This window comes from Mycobacterium sp. G7A2 (genome assembly GCF_041902445.1).
GTDB lineage: Bacteria > Actinomycetota > Actinomycetes > Mycobacteriales > Mycobacteriaceae > Mycobacterium.
On sequence record NZ_CP169251.1, the window covers coordinates 3,694,531 to 3,712,575 of the forward strand.

An 18,045-nucleotide genomic window follows, 5' to 3' on the forward strand; every position below is an offset into this window, starting at 1 on the left:
ACGCCACGTGATGTGGGAAATGATCTGATGTCGGCGTTCAGAGGCGGGTGCCTACCTGCGGTGGTGTCAACACTGTTCTGCCGCAGCCGACGTCGACAACCCTACCGCACAGCCGGGCCGGCACCCTATTCGCACTGGTCAGAATGTCGCGAAGGCCGCCAGGCCCGCCGCCAGCGACATCGGCACCCGTCCTTTGATCCGGGTGCCGGCCTCAGTGTGTTCGACGGCGTCGACGCGTCCTTCGGCGTGGATCCGGTTGACGAGTTCCCCGCGGCTGTACGGGATGGTGACATCCACCACTGTGTCGCGCGGCTCGACCAACTCCGCCATCCGGGACTGCAACCGCCCCAGTCCGTCGCCGGTGTGTGCCGACACGAACACCGCGTCAGGCAGCGCACGCCGCAGATGCGCCAGCGTGAGACCGTCGGCTGCGTCGATCTTGTTGACCACCAACAATTCTGGCGGTGGTGCGATGCCGTATTCGGCCACCACCTCGTTGACCACCTGGCGTACCGCATTGATCTGGGCCAACGGGTTCACATCCGAGCCATCCACCACGTGCACGAGCAATTCGGCGCCGACGACCTCTTCGAGCGTCGAGCGGAACGCCTCGACCAGCTGGGTGGGCAGGTGGCGCACGAAGCCGACCGTGTCGGTCAGCACGAACGGCCTGCCGTCGGCGAATTGCCCACGGCGCGTGGTCGGTTCGAGCGTGGCGAACAACGCGTTCTCGACCAGTACACCCGCACCGGTCAGAGCGTTGAGCAGGCTGGATTTGCCGGCGTTGGTGTAACCGACGATCGCCACCGCCGGGACGTCGCTCGCGACGCGACGACTGCGCTGGGTGTCGCGGACCTGCTTCATCGCACGAATGTCGCGGCGCAGCTTGGCCATTCGTTCGCGGATGCGGCGGCGGTCGGTCTCGATCTTGGTCTCACCCGGGCCGCGGGTGCCCACCCCACCGCCGGCACCGCCTGCACGGCCGCCGGCCTGCCGCGACATCGACTCGCCCCAGCCGCGCAGCCTGGGCAGCATGTACTCCATCTGGGCCAGCGCCACCTGCGCCTTGCCTTCGCGGCTGGTCGCGTGCTGGGCGAAGATGTCGAGGATCAGCGCGGTCCGGTCGATGACCTTGACCTTGACGATCTTCTCCAGCGCGGTGAGCTGGGCCGGGCTGAGTTCACCGTCGCAGATGATGGTGTCGGCGCCCGTGGCGGCGACGATGTCGCGCAATTCGGCGGCTTTGCCCGAGCCGATATAGGTGGCGGGGTCGGGCCGGTCGCGACGCTGGATCACGCCTTCGAGGACCTCGGAGCCTGCAGTCTCGGCCAACGCCGCCAATTCGGCGAGGCTGGCGTCGGCGTCGGCTGCGCTGCCCTCGGTCCACACGCCGACGAGCACGACGCGTTCCAGACGTAGCTGGCGGTACTCGACCTCGGAGATGTCGGCCAGTTCGGTGGACAGGCCGGCCACCCGGCGCAGTGCGGTGCGGTCGTCGAGCGCCAGCTCACCGGCGCTGGGGGTGTGGTGGACGAAGTCGGGGTGGGTCATAGGCGAATCAAGGTTCGCACGGAGATCACTGTTCATGCACCTCGTTTAACGTCTGCTGGGCCTGCCACCATTCCTGGGCGAGTTCGCCCTGCGCGACCAGCACTGACGGACCCCGCAGAAAACTGCTGGCGTCGGTGACGGTCACGGTGACCTGTCCACCGGGAATGCGCACCTGCAGCGCCCCGGTGGCATCCCCGCGATGAGCCAGCGCCGCGACGGCCGCCGCGACCGTTCCGGTTCCGCAGGACCGGGTCTCGCCGACGCCCCGCTCGTGCACCCGCATGGTGGCCACGCCGTCCACGGCGGCGGTGAGGACTTCGATGTTGACCCCGTCGGGAAACTGCCCGGCGTCGAAGCGCACGGGTGCCGCGACGTCGAGTGAGGCCAGCTCGTCAGCGGTCAGGGCGGCGTCCACGCAGGCCAGGTGCGGGTTGCCGACATCGACCGCCAATCCGGTGAACGTCCGGCCGCCCACCACGGCGGTACCGGTGCCGAACTGGTTGGCCTTGCCCATCTCGACGCTGATGTCGGCGAACGTGGCGTCGACGGCACGGATTTCGACCGGCCGGGGCCCGGCCAGCGAGCCGACCACGAACTCGCGCCGGCGCTCCAGCCCGGCCACCCACAGGTAGTGGGCGAAGACCCGCACCCCGTTGCCGCACATCTGCGCCGACGACCCGTCGGCGTTGCGGTAGTCCATGAACCAGTCCCCGGCGGAGACGCCGTCCGGCAGGCGATCGAGCACACCGGCCGACAGCAAGGCACCGGCCGTGGTGACGCGAAGCACTCCGTCGGCGCCCAGCCCCCGTCGGCGATCGCACAGCGCGGCCACCGCGGACGGCGCCAGCGCGACGGCGGCGGGCTCATCGAGCAGGATGACGAAGTCGTTCTCCGTGCCGTGCCCTTTGGCGAACTTCACCTGTTCAGGATACGTCCCGCCACACCCGCAGCGTCACCTCGACGTTGTCGGCCGAAGCGCCGTCGAGCCAGGTGATGCGGTGGTCGCGACGGAACCAGGAGCGTTGGCGGCGGACGTAACGGCGGGTGCCGACGAACGTCGGCTCACGAGCACCGGACCCGTCTCCCCCGGTGTCGAGGTCGGCGAGGACCTGCGCGTAACCCAACGCCCGAGCCGCGGTGACCCCCTCGCGCAGCCCGCGGTCGAGCAACACATGCACCTCGTCGACCAGACCGGCCTCGAACATCCGCTCGGTGCGCCGGGCCAGCCGATCGTCGAGCGCGGCGGTGTCCCAGTCCAGCCCGATAATGGCGGTGTTCCAGCGTGGGATGCCGATGCGCGGCGCGGACGCGGCGAACGGCCGGCCGGTCAGCTCCACCACTTCCAGCGCCCGCACGATCCGCCGGCCGTCCGTGGGCAGGATCGACGCTGCCGCGGCGGGGTCCACGCGACCCAGTTCGGCGTGCAGGGCGGCGACCCCGATCTCGGCGAGCCGCTGTTCCCAGCGGGACCGCACGACGGGATCCGTGGCAGGGAACGACCACTGATCGAGCAGCGACTGGATGTAGAGCATCGACCCGCCGACGATCACCGGCAGCGCCCCCCGGGCGGCGATCGCATCGACATCGGCGGCCGCGGCCTGCTGATAGCGCGCGACGGTCGCCGTCTCGGTCACGTCGAGGACATCAAGCTGGTGGTGGGGCACGCCGTGCCGTTCGCTGACAGGCAGTTTGGCGGTGCCGATGTCCATGCCGCGGTAGAGCTGCATCGCGTCGGCATTGACCACCTCCACCGGCAGTTCCCCGGCCAGTCGATCGGCCACCGCCAACGCGAGCTCCGATTTGCCGGTACCGGTGGGGCCCACCAGTGCCAGCGGCCGCACGGCGGTCACGGCGTCCAGCGGCCGACGAAGTAGCCGACGCCGTACGGAGCGCCGCGGTAGAGCTCGTCGGCCGATCGCGGCGCCGGGGCGACGAGACCGGCGAGCACCTGATAGGCCACCCGGCCCACAGCGTTCTCGCTGAGCCCGACCAACGCGGACGCGGCGCCGCCGGCCAACGCATCGTCGAGGGCGTGCTGGCCGGCGAGCGCGTCGGGGTCGTATCCCCCCGGCGCGGCGGGGGTCAGCGTGTTCGCACCGTCGGCGACCACCAGCACGCCGGTGGGTTCGTCGAACGCGTCGAGGGCGGCGCGCAGCCGCCGTCCCAGCGCCACGGCCGCCTCCGCCGGGTGGTCCCCGCGGTAGGTGTGCACCTCGGCGCGGGCCGCCGGGTTGGCCGTGCCGCGAAGCCAGGCCGTGACCAGCACGCACAGCGGCAGCCTCGCGGGTTGACCGCCGAGGGCTGCGGCGGACAGCGCAACCGGCAGATCCACGCCGTATCCGGCGAAGGTACCGACTGCGTCGGGAGCTATCACGGCGTCCTCGGACGCGACCCCGACACCGACCCAGCGCGGCGGCAGACCCCGCGCCGCGGACACCGCCGCGGCACGCAGATCGGCGGTCTCGGTGGCGGCGGCACCGGCCAGTTCAGCGATCATCACGGGTGCCGACGGGACGAGGACGACGGCGCTGAGCACGCGCACCAACCTAGCCGCCCATGTCACGGCGGTGGTCGGATAGCCGCTTCGCCGCGTGCCAGCGCCGCCGTGGAAACCACCATCACGGCCACCGCTGTGATCAGCACGAACCAACCGGATTCGTCGGGACGCAACGACTCGCCGAGGACCACGACACCCAGCACGGCGGCGACCATCGGTTCAGCGACCGTCATGGTGGGCAGGGACGCCGTCATCGGCCCGGCGCGGAACGAGGCCTGTTGGAACGCGGTGCCCGCCACCGCGACGGCGGCCCACGCATAGAGCTCGGGAGTGCGCATCAGCTCCAGCGCACCGGCCCAGCTGGTGACGTCGAGCCGATGCACCACGGACTTGGTGAGCACCGCGAAAACGCCCCACAAGGTGCCCGAGACCGCACCCAGCAGCACCGCGCTGGTGGGCCCGGACCACATGCGCGCACCGACGAGGAACAGCGCCAGCACCGGGCCCAGCACGGCGAGCACGCCCAGCCAGGTCTCGACCGAGGCCCGCGTCTGCCCCGCCGTGGGGTTGCCGACGGTGACGATGACGACGACCGATCCGGCGAGCAGGACGGCCCACAGGCCTTGCCAGCGTGTCACCCGGCGGTGTGCGAGCCGGGCGCTGATCGGCAGCGCGAACAGCAGCGACGTGACTAGCAGCGCTTGCACCAGCAGCACCGACCCCAAAGCGAGCGCGGCAGCCTGGAGCCCGAAGCCGGCCGCAGCCACCGCGGTGCCCAGCCACCAGCGGCCGTCGCGCAGCAGCCGGGTGAACAGCTGCAGGTGCCCGACCGGCTCGTCGGTCACGTCGAGGGCCGAACGCTGGTGGAGGACGTCGCCGATCGCGATGAAGAAGGCGGCGCCGAGGGCGAGCAGGACGGCGATATCCGCTTTCGCCACCGACGACCTCCCCCCGTTGTGCACCGGACCCTGCCAGGCGCCATCGCCAAGGCATGGGCGCAGAGCGGCGCGACCTGTTTCAATAGCTACCAGGAGCGTTCTCGCCACGGCGACTCGTGGTGAGGTGTTCCCGACCAGCTGACGGGCGCCGCGCTGCGCGGCAGGTGCGCGGATGACGCGCGGAGGGCACGAGGTAACCGACCATGACGATCACCGAACCGGGCTCGGCAAAGGACACCGAGGCACCCGACACGGACGCCCCGCCGATCCCCTCGGCGACGCCGGGCCGCCGACCGTCGCCGGCAGCCCTGGCCAAACCCAAGCCCGGGGCGGCGCGTCCGGGTCCCCAGCCCGCCGCGCCGGCCGCACCGGTCCCGGTCACCGTGGTTCCCACGAGCGACCCGCACCGATTCGGACGGGTGGACGCCGACGGCACGGTCTGGCTGATCACGTCTTCCGGTGAACGCAACATCGGCTCCTGGCAGGCCGGCGACGCCGAAGCCGCCTTCACCCACTTCGGCCGTCGCTTCGATGACCTGCACACCGAGGTCGTCCTGCTCGAGCAGCGTCTGGTCGCCGGCACCGGGGATGCCCGCAAGGTGCGCTCGGCGGCGTCGGCACTGGCCGAAACCCTGCCGACCGCTCATGTGCTCGGTGACGTCGACTCGCTGGCGGCGCGGTTGGCGGCCGTGATCGAGCAGGCCGACCTCGCCAGCCAGCAGGAGAAAGCCCGGCGCGAGGAGTTGCGCGCCGAACTGACCGCCCGCAAAGAGGCGCTGGCCGCCGAGGCCGAGGAGTTGGCCGCACACTCCGAGCAGTGGAAAGCCGCCGGGGATCGGATGCGCGCGATCCTCGAGGAGTGGAAGACGGTCACGGGGTTGGACCGCAAGACCGATGACGCGCTGTGGAAGCGCTATTCGGCCGCGCGCGAGATGTTCAACCGGCGTCGCGGTTCGCACTTCGCCGAGTTGGACCGGGAACGCGCGGGGGCCAGGAAGGCCAAGGAGGCATTGTGCGTGCGGGCCGAGGAGTTGTGCGACTCCACCGATTGGGGTCCGACTGCGGCGACGTTCCGCGACCTGCTCACCGAGTGGAAGGCCGCCGGCCGCGCCGCCAAGGACGTCGACGACGCCCTCTGGCGGCGCTTCAAGGGCGCCCAGGACAAGTTCTTCTCGGCGCGCAATGCGGCGACCGCCGAGCGGGACGCCGAGTTCCGCGCCAACGCCCAGGCCAAAGAGGCGCTGCTGGCGGAGGCCGAACGTCTGGACACCTCGGATGTCGACGCAGCCCGTGCCGCGCTGCGCGCGATCGCCGACAAGTGGGAGGCCATCGGCAAGGTTCCCCGCGAGCGCGGCGCCGACCTCGAACGGCGGCTGCGCGCGGTGGAGAAGAAGGTTCGGGACGCCCCCACCGGCGGCGTCGATCCCGAGGCCCAGGCGCGGGCAGACCAGTTCCGCGAGCGCGCGGAGCAGTTCGAACGTCAGGCCGAGAAGGCGGCGGCCGCTGGAAGAACCAAGGACGCCGAGCAGGCCCGCGCGAGCGCCGAGCAGTGGCGGCAGTGGGCCGATGCGGCCGCTGAGGCGCTGGGCAGGAAGAAGAGCTAGCCGGGCACGGCCCGTGCGGGCCCAGAAAACACGGCCCGTGCGGGCCCGGACGGCGGAGCGTCAGCCGCGCTCGGGATTGTCGTCGTCGGCGTCGCCGAACCGGTCGAGCAGGCCCTCTTTCTGGCGTTCGGCGGCAAGCCGGCGGCGGTGCTCCTCGCTGGCCAGCAGCAGCGCTGATCGGGTCGCGACGACCCGGGCCCAGTGGTAGGTCAGCAGGATGACCGCAACCCACGCCACGATCAGCCCGATTCCCGGCCCCGGGTAGCCCTCGGCCGCGGTCTGGCGCGACCACACCGCGAGCAGGCCCAGGAACGAGGCCACCGTGGAACCGGCGAGTGCGATCCAGGCCAGCGCCCACCTGCGGGTCACCAGCGCCAGGATCGAGAAGCCGACGCTGAAGACGAGCACGATCCAGGTGAAGACGCGCGAGGGCAGCGCGATGGCGCTGTCTGCCGCGGCGTCGGTACCGACCAGCACATCGAATCCCCGAGTCGATCCGGTGTGCGGCAGCACGAAGCTCGCCAGCAGGGCGAACACCAGGATCGCGACGACCATGGCGCGGGCCCCGGGGTCGATTTCGCGGGCGATGCGCCGTTCCACGTCGTCGAACTCGCCGTCGAGGGCGTCGAGCTCGCGGGGGTGATCGTCGGGCGACTTGTCGTTCATCGCTGGCACCCCACCGAGGTGGGCGGCGCGGGCGGCGCACCCACCGCGGGCATGCCCAGGCCGACACCGGTGCGCGGCTTGCGGCCGGCGGCGTGCGCATCCCCCGCCCGGGTGCGCCGGTGCTCGAGCAGCGCAGCGTCGGCGATCAGATGGTGCGGGGCCGCACCGGTGACGGTGGTCACGACGATGTCCCCGGGCCGGATCTGCTCGCCGAACTCGCCGGGGTGGAAGTGGACCAATCGCCCGTCGCGGGCGCGCCCCGACATCCGAGCGGTGGCGGCGTCCTTGCGTCCCTCGCCGGTCGCGACGAGCAGTTCCACCGACCGCCCGATCACTGCGGTGTTCTCCTCCAGCGAGATCCGCTCCTGCAGCTCGATCAGTCGCTGGTAACGCTCGGAGACAACAGCTTTGGGTACCTGGCCGGGCAGGTCCGCGGCGGGGGTGCCGGGACGCTTGGAGTATTGGAAGGTGAACGCACTGGCGAACCGGGACGCGGCGACCACGTCGAGGGTGGCCTGGAAATCCTCCTCGGTCTCCCCCGGGAAGCCGACGATGAGGTCGGTGGTGATCGCGGCGTGCGGGATGGCGGCACGTACCCGCTCGATGATGCCCAGGTAGCGCTCGGCCCGGTAGGACCGTCGCATCGCCCGCAGAACACGGTCGGAGCCGGACTGCAGCGGCATGTGCAGGGTCGGGCACACGTTGGGTGTTTCGGCCATCGCGTCGATGACGTCGTCGGTGAACTCTGCCGGGTGCGGTGAGGTGAAACGCACCCGCTCGAGCCCGTCGATGCGCCCACAGGCTCGCAGCAGCTTGGCGAACGCCCCGCGGTCCCGGTCGGTGTCGGGGTCGGCGAACGAGACACCGTAGGCATTGACGTTCTGGCCCAGCAGGGTGATCTCCACCACGCCCTGCTCTACCAGGGTCTCGACCTCGGCGAGCACGTCGCCGGGACGGCGGTCCACCTCTTTGCCGCGCAGCGCCGGAACGATGCAGAACGTGCACGTGTTGTTGCACCCTACCGAGATGGAAACCCAAGCTGCATAAGCGGATTCGCGACTGGCCGGAAGCGCAGACGGGAATTCCTGCAAGGCTTCGGCGATTTCGACCTGGGCGACGCGGTTGTGGCGCGCGCGTTCGAGCAGAGCCGGCAGCGAACCGATGTTGTGGGTGCCGAACACCACGTCGACCCACGGCGCTTTGCGCAGCACCGTCTCCCGGTCCTTCTGGGCAAGACAGCCCCCGACCGCGATCTGCATGCGCGGATCGGATTGTTTGCGCGGGGCCAGGTGGCTGAGGTTTCCGTACAGCTTGTTGTCGGCGTTCTCCCGCACCGCACAGGTGTTGAACACCACGACGTCGGCGTCCGTGCCGTCCTCGGCGCGACGGTAACCCGCCGCTTCGAGCAGCCCCGCGAGCCGTTCGGAGTCGTGCACGTTCATCTGACACCCGTAGGTTCTGACCTGGAAGGTGCGCGTGTCCTGCGCCGGGTCCACCCCGAACGCCTGCTGCGTCACCATGGAAGTCACGGACCCATCCTACGGAGGCCACCGGCCCCGCCCGCCGCGCGGTTTGACCGCGTTGACGGACAGTAGATGGGCATGGATCGGCGAGTTCCCGGCACGGTGAGCGTCACCTGGGTAAGGTCTCTGCGCATGGAGAGCCCCAGGGAGTCCCCTGACGTGCCGATGATCTCGATGAAAGAGGTCAACAAGCACTTCGGTGACCTTCATGTTCTCCAGAACATCAACCTCGAGGTCGGCAAGGGACAGGTGGTCGTCGTGCTGGGCCCGTCAGGGTCGGGCAAGTCGACACTGTGCCGCACCATCAACCGGCTGGAGACCATCGATTCGGGCACCATCGAAATCGACGGCGAGGTGCTGCCCGAGGAAGGGCGCCGGCTGGCTCAGCTCCGCTCCGACGTCGGAATGGTGTTCCAGTCCTTCAACCTCTTCGCTCACAAGACCATCCTGGACAACGTCACCCTGGCGCCGATGAAGGTGCGCAAGATGTCCAAGGCGGCGGCGCGCGAGAAGGCGATGAGCCTGCTCGAACGGGTGGGCGTGGCCAACCAGGCCAACAAGTACCCGGCGCAATTGTCCGGCGGACAGCAGCAGCGGGTCGCGATCGCCCGCTCACTGGCGATGAACCCGAAGGTGATGCTGTTCGACGAACCGACCAGCGCCCTGGATCCGGAGATGATCAACGAGGTGCTCGCGGTCATGGCGTCGCTGGCCACCGAGGGCATGACGATGGTCGTGGTCACCCACGAGATGGGGTTCGCCCGCCGGGCCGCCAATCGCGTGGTGTTCATGTCCGACGGCGCCATCGTCGAGGACGCCGAGCCTGTGCAATTCTTCGAAAACCCGCAATCCGATCGAGCCAAGGACTTCCTGGGCAAGATCCTGCATCACTGACCCGACCACCAGCCTCGCGAAAGGAAAACATCCTCATGTTCCCGACATCGCTGTCCAAGCGCGTCATCGGTGCTGTCGCCCTGGCCGCCGCACTTCCGTTCGCCGCCGTGGCGTGCGGCGGTGACAGCGGCGGTGACAGCGACTCGATCGTCATCGGCACCAAGTTCGACCAGCCCGGCCTCGGGATGCGCAATCCCGACGGCACGATGAGCGGGTTCGACGTCGACGTGGCCACCTACGTGGCCGGCGAGCTGGGCTACACCCCGGAGCAGATCCAGTGGAAGGAGGCCCCGTCGGCACAGCGCGAAACGCTGATCCAGAACGGGCAGGTCGACTTCATCGCGGCAACCTACTCGATCACCGACTCCCGCAAGGAGAAGGTGGATTTCGCCGGACCGTACCTGATCACCGGCCAGAGCCTGCTCGTGCGCTCGGACAGCAACGACATCAACGGCCCGGCCGATCTGGAGAACAACAAGATCCTGTGCTCGGTATCCGGCTCCACCCCGGCGCAGAAGATCAAGGACGAGTTCCCCCGCGTCCAGCTGCAGCAGTACGACACCTACTCGGCATGCATCGAGGCGCTGAAGAACGGCGCCGTCGACGCGGTGACCACCGACGAGGTCATCCTGGCCGGCTACGCCGCGCAGGATCCGGGCGCCTTCAAGATCGTCGGTGAGCAGTTCTCCGAGGAGCGTTACGGCATCGGCCTGAAGAAGGGCGACACCGAGCTGCGCACGCAGATCAATGACGCGTTGCTCAAGATGGAGGAGAGCGGCGCCTGGAAAGAGGCCTTCGACAAGAACCTGGGCCCGGCCGGCATCTCCGCGCCGAACCCGCCGCCGCTGGACAACTGAGCCCGATAGCCGACGGTAGACAGGGCCGCCCGTGGAGATTTTCAGCGAGTATCGGGACCAGATCTTCGAGGCGTTCTGGACGACGATTCAGCTGACGGTGTTCGCGGGCATCGGCGCGCTGATTCTCGGCACGCTGTTGGCCGCGATGCGGCTCTCACCCGTGCCGATGATGAACTGGCTGGGCACCAGCTACGTCAACGTCGTGCGCAACACTCCGTTGACGCTGATCATCATCTTCTGCTCACTGGGTCTGTCGCAGACGCTGGGCATCACCCTGGCCGGGCGGGATTCGCCGACGTTCATCGAAGACAGCAACTTCCGGCTGGCGGCGCTCGGGTTGACGGTCTACACCGCGGCGTTCGTGTGTGAAACCGTGCGTTCCGGGGTCAACACGGTGCCGCTCGGTCAGGCCGAGGCCGCCAGGTCGCTGGGCCTGACGTTCTCGCAGAACCTGTCCATCGTGCTGCTGCCGCAGGCATTTCGCGCCGTGATCATCCCGCTGGGCTCCGTGCTGATCGCGCTGACCAAGAACACCACGATCGCCTCGGCCATCGGGGTGTTCGAGGCAGCGTTGCTGATGAAGGAGATGATCGAGGACACCGCAGCGGTCATGGTGGTCGGCGGGATCTTCGCGCTCGGGTTCGTGATCCTCACGCTGCCCACCGGCCTGTTCTTCGGCTGGCTGGGCAAACGATTGGCGGTGATCAGGTAGTGAGCGCAGGCTCCTCGGTTCTCTTCGACGCACCCGGCCCTCGCGCGCGGGTACGCAACCGGTTGATCTCCGCGGTGACAGTGGTGGTCGTGCTGCTGATCGCCTGGCTGGTGTTCGGCAAGTTGCAGGAACGTGGGCAGCTCACCGCGGCCAAGTGGGAACCGTTCCTGACCTCGAATCTGTGGACCACCTACGTGCTTCCCGGTGTGAAGGGCACGCTCACCGCGGCAGCGGTGTCGATCGTTCTGGCGTTGGTGCTGGGGTTCGTCCTCGGCGTGGGCCGGCTGTCCGCGCACGCGGGCATCCGCGGGGTGTGCGGGGTGATCGTCGAGTTCTTCCGGGCCGTCCCGGTGCTGATCATGATGATCTTCGCGTATTTCCTCTACGCGGTGTACGCGGTGTTCCCCTCCGGTCAGTTGGCGCTCGCGGGCGTCATCACCGGTCTGACGTTGTACAACGGCGCGGTCATCGCGGAGATCGTGCGCGCCGGGGTCAAGTCCCTTGCCCGGGGGCAGACCGAGGCGGCCTCAGCGCTGGGGCTGACCTGGGGCCAGACCATGCGGGCGATTCTGCTGCCACAGGCCGTCACATCGATGCTGCCGGTGTTGATCTCGCAGCTGGTGGTGGTGTTGAAGGACACCGCGATCGGTTACCAGATCACGTTCGTGGAAATGGTGCGCCAGGGCACCGCGGTGGGTTCGGCCTACGGCAACTACATCCCCGCCCTCATCGTCATCGCGTTGCTGATGATCTCGTTGAATTTCACGCTGTCCTGGTTCGCGACGTGGCTGGAACGCCGGTTGCGGCAGTCGCGCAGAGGTCGTGAGGACCCGAAGGCCGAAGAGGCGATGGAAGCGGCCGGAGACCAGAGCCGCGGCACGTGATCGGCTCCTCGGCGACGACGCAGATGCATCACATGCTGGCCCTCGAGGTTCTGCCCGAATCGGCGTTGCGCGGCATGGTCGATGCGATGGTGCGGCTCATCGAGGCCGGCGGCGCCGTCGTCATCATGATCGGCGCCGTGGTGGCGACGGTGAAATTCGTGGTGGCGCTGGCCCGGCGCGACATCAACCAGTTCTCGGCGGTTCGGCTCACGCTGGCCCGGTTCCTGGTGCTCGGTCTGGAGTTCCAGTTGGCCGCCGACGTGTTGCGTACCGCGATCTCGCCGTCGTTCGAGGAGATCGGAAAGCTGGCGGCCATCGCCGCGATCAGGACGATTCTGAACTATTTCCTCAACCGGGAGATCGCCCAGGAGCAACACGAGATCGAGTTGGCCAAGTCGCGGCCGCCGCCGGGATCCGCGGGCTGATGAATGTCCTGGTCGGCGCATCCTGGTGCTTCGGCATCGCCGGCATCGTGGTGGGTGCTGCCGCGCTCGCGGTGTTCCGGCAGCCGTTGCCGGCACTTCGGGTGACCCTCGAGCTGTTCATCGCCGCCGGCCTCCTGCGGCTGAGTGTCGACAACTCGTGGTCGGCGATCGCCGGGGCCGCTGTCGTGATCGCGATCCGCCGCGTGCTCACCCGAAGCCTGACCGCGGACTTCACTCGGCGGTCCGCACCGACGTCGCGGTGATGCCCGCGCCGCGAACGTCGGATCCGCGAGAGGTCAGACGCGGCGCCGTTCGTATTCGTTGGCCAACTCGGTGGTGACGACATCGAGCGCGAGACCCTGGCTGTAACCGCGTCGGGCGAGCATGCCCACGAGCCGGCGGGTGGCCTTGTTCTGCGCGTCGCGGTCCCCGGGCTCTCCCAGCCGCTCACGACGCAGTCGGTCACGAACCAACTTCTCAGCGCGATTCCGCTCGGCGCCGGCGTCGATGTCGGCCAACGCGGTGGTGATCACGTCGTTGTCCACGCCCTTGTCGCGGAGCTCAGCTGCCAGCGCCCGTTTACTCTTGCCCGAATTCGCCCGCCGTGACCGGACCCACTGTTCAGCGAAGTCCTCGTCGTCAACGAGCCCCACCTCGGACAGTCGCTCGATGACCTCGGTGCTGACATCGTCGGGATAACCGCGTTTGGCGAGCTGACCGGCCAATTCCGCACGCGTTCGAGCGCGGGCGGTGAGCAGGCGCAGGCACACGGCCCGCGCCTGCTCGGCGCGCTTGGCTGGGTTCGCGGGTCCCGCGGGTTCCGCGGGTTCCGCGGGCAGCCGGCTAGAAGTCGACCGGGGCGGGAAGGACGTCATCGCCTGTCTCATCGGTCATCACCGCACCGATACCGAGCTTCTCTTTGATCTTCTTCTCGATCTCGTTGGCGACGTCGACGTTCTCCAGCAGGAAGTTGCGAGCGTTTTCCTTGCCCTGCCCCAGTTGCTCACCCTCGTAGGTGAACCAGGATCCGGACTTGCGGATGAAGCCGTGCTCGACGCCCATGTCGATCAGCGAACCCTCCTTGCTGATCCCCCGCCCGTAGAGGATGTCGAATTCCGCCTGCTTGAACGGCGGGGACACCTTGTTCTTGACGATCTTCGCCCTGGTTCGGTTGCCGACCGCATCGGTGCCGTCCTTGAGGGTCTCGATCCGGCGCACATCGATGCGAACGGACGCGTAGAACTTCAAAGCCTTACCGCCCGTGGTGGTTTCGGGGGAATTGTGCACCATGACGCCATCGACGAAGTAGTTGTGATTACCTTCGACTTCGATGTCGAAGCGATTCATCGACCGGGTGTGCGGCTTGACGTGGACATCGAGGACTCGAGCAGGCACCAGCCGCTGGCCCGGCTCCACGAATTGCGGTGCCACAGTGCCGAGTCCACGGAACCGCGGAAGAAGCTTGTGTTCCATCGACGGAGCCATGTACGGGGCGACGATCTCCTGGAACTTCGCCGTGGCTGCCGTGGAGAACACCAGAACGGCCTTGCCCCGTGTTCCCGCGTAACGCAGTCGGACGTCCAGACCGTGGACATCTCGCAGATAGTCACACAGGCGCTCGCGGGAGCCTTCGCTCATTGCTTCCACACAGATCTCGATCCGGCCGCTGCCGCCCTCGGTGCGCTGCTGAAGCCCCTTGGACCGCACTGTGAATCCGCCGTCATCCATGTACCAGACAGCCAGCGCCAGCGGCGTCAACGCCTTGAGATAGTCCTCGGACAGGAATTTCTTGCCGTCCCCGAGATAGACGGCGCGACGCAATTCGCCCAGCTCGGCCAGCGGGGTGAAGTCGGCGAAGCGCGACCCCTTGTCGTTCTCGCGGATCGAGTGCTTGATGTTGCCCAGCAGATCCACCTTCCACTGCAGGTAGTCGACCTGCTTGCCGCCGTGGCCCATCCGGAAGCGCACCCCGTTGCGATCACGCAGATTGGGTGACAGGTTTCCATCACCCATCAGCGAGCCCAGGATCACCTGGAACTGCTGATCGCTGAGCAGATGAGGTTCGGAGACCATGACCCTGTCCCCGGCGATGATGTCTCCCGCCTCCGTCCACCCGGCCGGAGTCCGGATCAGGTGGTTCGGGGTGGCCGCGAACTGGGACTTACCGTTACCGCCCGACTTGGCGACGGTGAACTGCAGGAACTGTTCAGCTGGTCCGTTGTTGAACCAGTTCACCACCTTGCGCGGCACGATCTCGTCACTGACGGGGTCATAGGACATGACCTCGACGTCCATCTTGTTGGTGACGATCTTGCCGATCTTCTCGGTGCTGCCGTCGGCCAATTGCACCCGGGTGCCGTAGGAAAAGCACCCGAACATCACTCCGATCTTCTCGCGAAGCTGGTTGATGAAGATGGCCGTGGTGCCGGAGTTGTTCAGCGCGCCGGTCATCTTCCGCAGCGCCTGGCTCATCAGGCGAGCCTGCAGACCGACGTGGCTGTCCCCCATCTCGCCTTCGATCTCGGCACGGGGCACCAGCGCGGCCACCGAGTCGATGACCAGGATGTCCAGCGCACCGGAACGGATCAGCATGTCGGCGATCTCCAGCGCCTGTTCACCGGTGTCGGGCTGGGAGACCAGCAGCGCATCGGTGTCCACCCCGAGCTTCTTGGCATATTCGGGGTCCAGGGCGTGCTCGGCGTCGATGAACGCGGCGATTCCGCCGGCAGCCTGGGCGTTGGCCACCGCATGCAGCGCAACGGTGGTCTTACCCGAGGACTCGGGACCGTAGATCTCGATGACGCGACCACGGGGCAGCCCGCCGATGCCGAGCGCGACATCGAGTGCGATCGAACCGGTGGGGATGACCGAGATCGGCTGTCGCACCTCCTCGCCGAGCCGCATCACCGAGCCCTTGCCGAAGTTCTTGTCGATCTGCGCGAGCGCCAGTTCCAGGGCTTTCTCGCGATCGGGGGCCTGCTGCGCCATGGTGGGTACCTCTCCGGTAGTCGTTGTGTGACCGGTTCTCGGTCGGTTAGCCGCGACGGTAGATCAGGGCACCGACAAGTCCTGCTGGTAAGTCCTCGACCCTCCTGAGTCGAACGTTCCCCCAGAGTAGACGAACAGGTGTTCGATTCAAGTGGACACGCCGACGGACTACGGTCAGAACATGCCGACCCGCGAAGATGTCCGCATTTGGGCCGAAGGTGAACAGATCGCCGCCTATCTCTATCGGCCGGAGACCGGTGCCACGCCCGGTTCGGGCCGTCCGTGCGTGGTGATGGCACACGGCTTCAGCGCGACCCGCGACGACGGGCTGCCCGCCTACGCCGAGGCGTTCCAGGCCGCGGGTTACTTCGTCGTGTTGTTCGACTATCGCCACTTCGGCGCCTCTACCGGCCAACCGCGCCAGCTGCTCGACATCGGGCGGCAGCACGCCGACTACCACACCGTCGTCGACTGGGCCCGCCGCCTCGAGGGGGTCGACCCCGACCGGATCGTCGTGTGGGGGTCCTCGTTCTCCGGTGGTCACGTGCTCGCCGTCGCTGCCGGCGACCCCCGGATCGCGGCGGTGATCTCCCAAGCACCGTTCACCGACGCGCTGCCCACCCTCCGGGAGGTGCCGCCGCGGACCGCGGCGGCGCTGACTGTGGCGGGAATCCGCGATCAGATCCACGCATGGCGCCGCCGCCCGGCCGTGCTGCGGCCCGCCGTCGGCGATCCCGGCGCCGTGGCCGCGATGACCTCACCCGACGCCAAGGCGGGGTTCGAAGCGATCGTCGGGCCGAACTCGTTGTGGCGTAACGAGTTCGCCGCGCGGCTCATGCTGCGCTTCCCCTTCTACCGGCCGGGCACCAAGACCGCGGGGCTGCGCATGCCGGTGCTGATCTGTGTGTGCGACCGGGACGCCGTGACCCCACCCGCATCGACGATCAAGGCGGCCCACCGCGCTCCGTTCGGCGAACTGCGGCACTATCCCTACGGCCATTTCGACATCTACCTCGACCCTCAGGCCAAAGCCGATCAGCTCGCCTTTCTACACCGCGTGTTCAGCGATGTGACCGCCTAGGCCGAGTCACGAGGTTGCTGTCAGAACTTCACCACTGATCCCGCGGGACATCGAAGTCCGCGCACAGCGCCCGCCACACGTCGCGCGGGTCGCTACCGTCTTCGATCGCCTCGGCGGCGGTGCGACCGCCCATGCTGGTCAGCACGTGGTCCACCAGCATCGACGATGCCCGCATCGCACCGAACTGGTCTGTCACCAGCTCGTGGAACTCCGTCAACCGCACGGGGCCAATCTACGCTGCAGCACCCAACGCGTCGTGGCACACCCGAACCGGGTCGGCGACGTGCGCGACGGTCGCGCCCGCCCGACGGGCCGCCTCGCGGTAGCTCGGCGCAGCCAGCACCTCGCGGACCGCCGCCGTCAACGCGTCCACCGTCAACGGCCGGACGAGCTGCGCGCTGCCCTGGCGGACAACACGATTGGCGATCTCCCATTGATCCCCGCCGCCGGGCACCACCACCATGGGCACCCCGGCCAGCAGTGACTTGGCCACGGTGCCGTGGCCACCGCCGCAGATCAGCAGATCCGCCCCGGCCAGGAGTTCGTCCTGGCGCCCCAGGCCGACCACGGCCCACGGCGGCACCGGTCCCACGGGATCGTCGAGCTGGGACACGGCGACACGCGAACCGGGCGGCAGAACCTCGCCGGGCACCAGCACCTCCAACGCCAGTTCGGCCAGACCGCGTGCCCCGGTGGTGGCCGTCGACGGGGCGACCACCACGACCGGGCCTTCTCCGGCGGGCACCCGCAGGACCGCATTCGTCGGTTCGTAATGCAGTGGCCCCACGACGACAGCCTCCGCCGGCCAATCCGGTCGGGGCACCTCCAGCGCCGGCAGCGTGGCGATGAGTCGGCGCACCGGCCCGCGCTCGGCCTCCGGCAAACCGATACCAACCCGCGCCGCCGCCCGCTGGCGTTGTCCGGCGCGCCAGGACCGGGCGCTGAGCGCGCGCAGGAGCGAGTCCCGGAGCCTGCCCCGCAGCCCCACCCCCGGCGCCAGGCCGCTACCCACCGGGGGCAACCCCTTCGACGGGCGGTACAGCGGATGGGTGTTCAGCTCGATCCACGGCAGACCTAGCAGATCCGCGGCCAGGCCGCCGCATGTGGTGATCGAATCCGACACCACCACAGCAGGTGAAAGGTCCGCAATGCGCTGCCGGTTGAGCACGGCCATGCGAGCGGCTCGTTGGTGGATCTTCGCCCCGGCATCGCGGTCGTCGTCGGCAGCGGTCGGGTCCAGCCCGTCCAATTCGACGGCCTCGATACCCTCGGCGCGGGCCACGTCGAGCCACCGGGTGCCGGTGAGCAGAGTGGGTTCGTCGCCGGCCGCCCGGAACTTCAGACACAGTGCGAGGGCCGGGAAGGCGTGTCCGGGGTCCGGTCCGGCGACCACGGCGACGCGCATGCGGCTACCCTGCCACACCG

At 68.5% G+C, this 18,045-nt stretch carries 19 protein-coding genes; 8 read left to right on the top strand and 11 right to left on the bottom strand.

Going from position 1 to position 18,045, the window contains the following annotated elements; translation table 11 throughout:
• Positions 1-138: 138 nt before the first annotated feature.
• The 5 genes from hflX to ACEWX3_RS17570 are packed head-to-tail and all read right to left on the bottom strand — an operon-like array spanning position 139 to position 4,986.
• Positions 139-1,551 carry a GTPase HflX gene (gene hflX / locus ACEWX3_RS17550; RefSeq protein ID WP_207069445.1) on the bottom strand — a complete coding sequence of 471 codons (1,413 nt, stop codon included), beginning with the start codon at positions 1,549-1,551 and terminating at the stop codon, positions 139-141.
• 25 nt (positions 1,552-1,576) lie between these two features.
• Positions 1,577-2,470: a diaminopimelate epimerase gene (gene dapF / locus ACEWX3_RS17555; RefSeq protein ID WP_374157198.1), complete on the bottom strand. Its 894-nt coding sequence runs from the start codon at positions 2,468-2,470 to the stop codon at positions 1,577-1,579.
• Between the two features lie 4 nt (positions 2,471-2,474).
• Positions 2,475-3,392 (bottom strand): tRNA (adenosine(37)-N6)-dimethylallyltransferase MiaA, encoded by a 918-nt coding sequence (miaA, locus tag ACEWX3_RS17560; RefSeq protein ID WP_207069449.1) that lies wholly within the window; start codon positions 3,390-3,392, stop codon positions 2,475-2,477.
• A 5-nt stretch (positions 3,393-3,397) separates the two neighbouring features.
• On the bottom strand, positions 3,398-4,087 hold the full coding sequence (locus tag ACEWX3_RS17565; protein ID WP_221357234.1) for a hypothetical protein: 690 nt from the start codon (positions 4,085-4,087) through the stop codon (positions 3,398-3,400).
• Positions 4,088-4,110: 23 nt separating this feature from the next.
• Positions 4,111-4,986: a DMT family transporter gene (locus tag ACEWX3_RS17570; RefSeq protein WP_207069442.1), complete on the bottom strand. Its 876-nt coding sequence runs from the start codon at positions 4,984-4,986 to the stop codon at positions 4,111-4,113.
• Between the two features lie 203 nt (positions 4,987-5,189).
• On the opposite strand from ACEWX3_RS17570, the gene ACEWX3_RS17575 reads away from it, so the two are divergent.
• Positions 5,190-6,590 (top strand): DUF349 domain-containing protein, encoded by a 1,401-nt coding sequence (locus tag ACEWX3_RS17575; protein ID WP_207069441.1) that lies wholly within the window; start codon positions 5,190-5,192, stop codon positions 6,588-6,590.
• Between the two features lie 60 nt (positions 6,591-6,650).
• Here ACEWX3_RS17575 and ACEWX3_RS17580 read toward each other — a convergent pair whose 3' ends face one another.
• Complete coding sequence (locus ACEWX3_RS17580; RefSeq protein WP_374157199.1) at positions 6,651-7,256, bottom strand: hypothetical protein; 606 nt, start codon at positions 7,254-7,256, stop codon at positions 6,651-6,653.
• Positions 7,253-8,776, bottom strand: coding sequence for a tRNA (N6-isopentenyl adenosine(37)-C2)-methylthiotransferase MiaB (gene miaB / locus ACEWX3_RS17585; protein WP_374159881.1), 1,524 nt, complete (start codon positions 8,774-8,776; stop codon positions 7,253-7,255). The genes ACEWX3_RS17580 and miaB overlap by 4 nt, the downstream gene beginning before the upstream one ends.
• 168 nt (positions 8,777-8,944) lie before the next feature.
• Here miaB and ACEWX3_RS17590 point away from each other — a divergent pair, with 168 nt between their 5' ends.
• The 6 genes from ACEWX3_RS17590 to ACEWX3_RS17615 are packed head-to-tail and all read left to right on the top strand — an operon-like array spanning position 8,945 to position 12,814.
• The gene (locus tag ACEWX3_RS17590; protein WP_163680188.1) at positions 8,945-9,673 is read left to right on the top strand and encodes an amino acid ABC transporter ATP-binding protein; all 729 of its coding nucleotides are present in this window, start codon (positions 8,945-8,947) and stop codon (positions 9,671-9,673) included.
• 35 nt (positions 9,674-9,708) lie between these two features.
• Positions 9,709-10,530, top strand: coding sequence for a glutamate ABC transporter substrate-binding protein (locus ACEWX3_RS17595; protein WP_207067284.1), 822 nt, complete (start codon positions 9,709-9,711; stop codon positions 10,528-10,530).
• Positions 10,531-10,561: 31 nt separating this feature from the next.
• On the top strand, positions 10,562-11,242 hold the full coding sequence (locus ACEWX3_RS17600; protein ID WP_374157200.1) for an amino acid ABC transporter permease: 681 nt from the start codon (positions 10,562-10,564) through the stop codon (positions 11,240-11,242).
• A complete protein-coding gene (locus tag ACEWX3_RS17605; protein ID WP_207067283.1) occupies positions 11,242-12,126 on the top strand; it encodes an amino acid ABC transporter permease in 885 nt (294 codons plus the stop codon). The genes ACEWX3_RS17600 and ACEWX3_RS17605 overlap by 1 nt, the downstream gene beginning before the upstream one ends.
• Positions 12,127-12,158: 32 nt before the next feature.
• Positions 12,159-12,551, top strand: coding sequence for a DUF1622 domain-containing protein (locus ACEWX3_RS17610; RefSeq protein WP_374157201.1), 393 nt, complete (start codon positions 12,159-12,161; stop codon positions 12,549-12,551).
• Positions 12,551-12,814, top strand: a complete 264-nt coding sequence (locus ACEWX3_RS17615) for a DUF1622 domain-containing protein (RefSeq protein WP_207067282.1) — start codon at positions 12,551-12,553, stop codon at positions 12,812-12,814. Before ACEWX3_RS17610 ends, ACEWX3_RS17615 begins: the two co-directional genes overlap by 1 nt.
• Positions 12,815-12,847: 33 nt before the next feature.
• Here ACEWX3_RS17615 and recX read toward each other — a convergent pair whose 3' ends face one another.
• Together recX and recA are read right to left on the bottom strand one after the other, a co-directional pair.
• On the bottom strand, positions 12,848-13,426 hold the full coding sequence (gene recX / locus ACEWX3_RS17620; protein WP_374159882.1) for a recombination regulator RecX: 579 nt from the start codon (positions 13,424-13,426) through the stop codon (positions 12,848-12,850).
• Positions 13,395-15,539 carry an intein-containing recombinase RecA gene (recA, locus tag ACEWX3_RS17625; protein ID WP_374157202.1) on the bottom strand — a complete coding sequence of 715 codons (2,145 nt, stop codon included), beginning with the start codon at positions 15,537-15,539 and terminating at the stop codon, positions 13,395-13,397. The genes recX and recA overlap by 32 nt, the downstream gene beginning before the upstream one ends.
• A 181-nt stretch (positions 15,540-15,720) precedes the next feature.
• Here recA and ACEWX3_RS17630 point away from each other — a divergent pair, with 181 nt between their 5' ends.
• Positions 15,721-16,620 (top strand): alpha/beta hydrolase, encoded by a 900-nt coding sequence (locus ACEWX3_RS17630; RefSeq protein ID WP_374157203.1) that lies wholly within the window; start codon positions 15,721-15,723, stop codon positions 16,618-16,620.
• Between the two features lie 28 nt (positions 16,621-16,648).
• Here ACEWX3_RS17630 and ACEWX3_RS17635 read toward each other — a convergent pair whose 3' ends face one another.
• Entirely contained in the window at positions 16,649-16,843 is a 195-nt protein-coding gene (locus tag ACEWX3_RS17635; protein ID WP_207067278.1) for a DUF3046 domain-containing protein, read from the bottom strand.
• 9 nt (positions 16,844-16,852) lie between these two features.
• Positions 16,853-18,025 (bottom strand): nucleotide disphospho-sugar-binding domain-containing protein, encoded by a 1,173-nt coding sequence (locus ACEWX3_RS17640; RefSeq protein ID WP_207067277.1) that lies wholly within the window; start codon positions 18,023-18,025, stop codon positions 16,853-16,855.
• Positions 18,026-18,045: the final 20 nt, after the last annotated feature.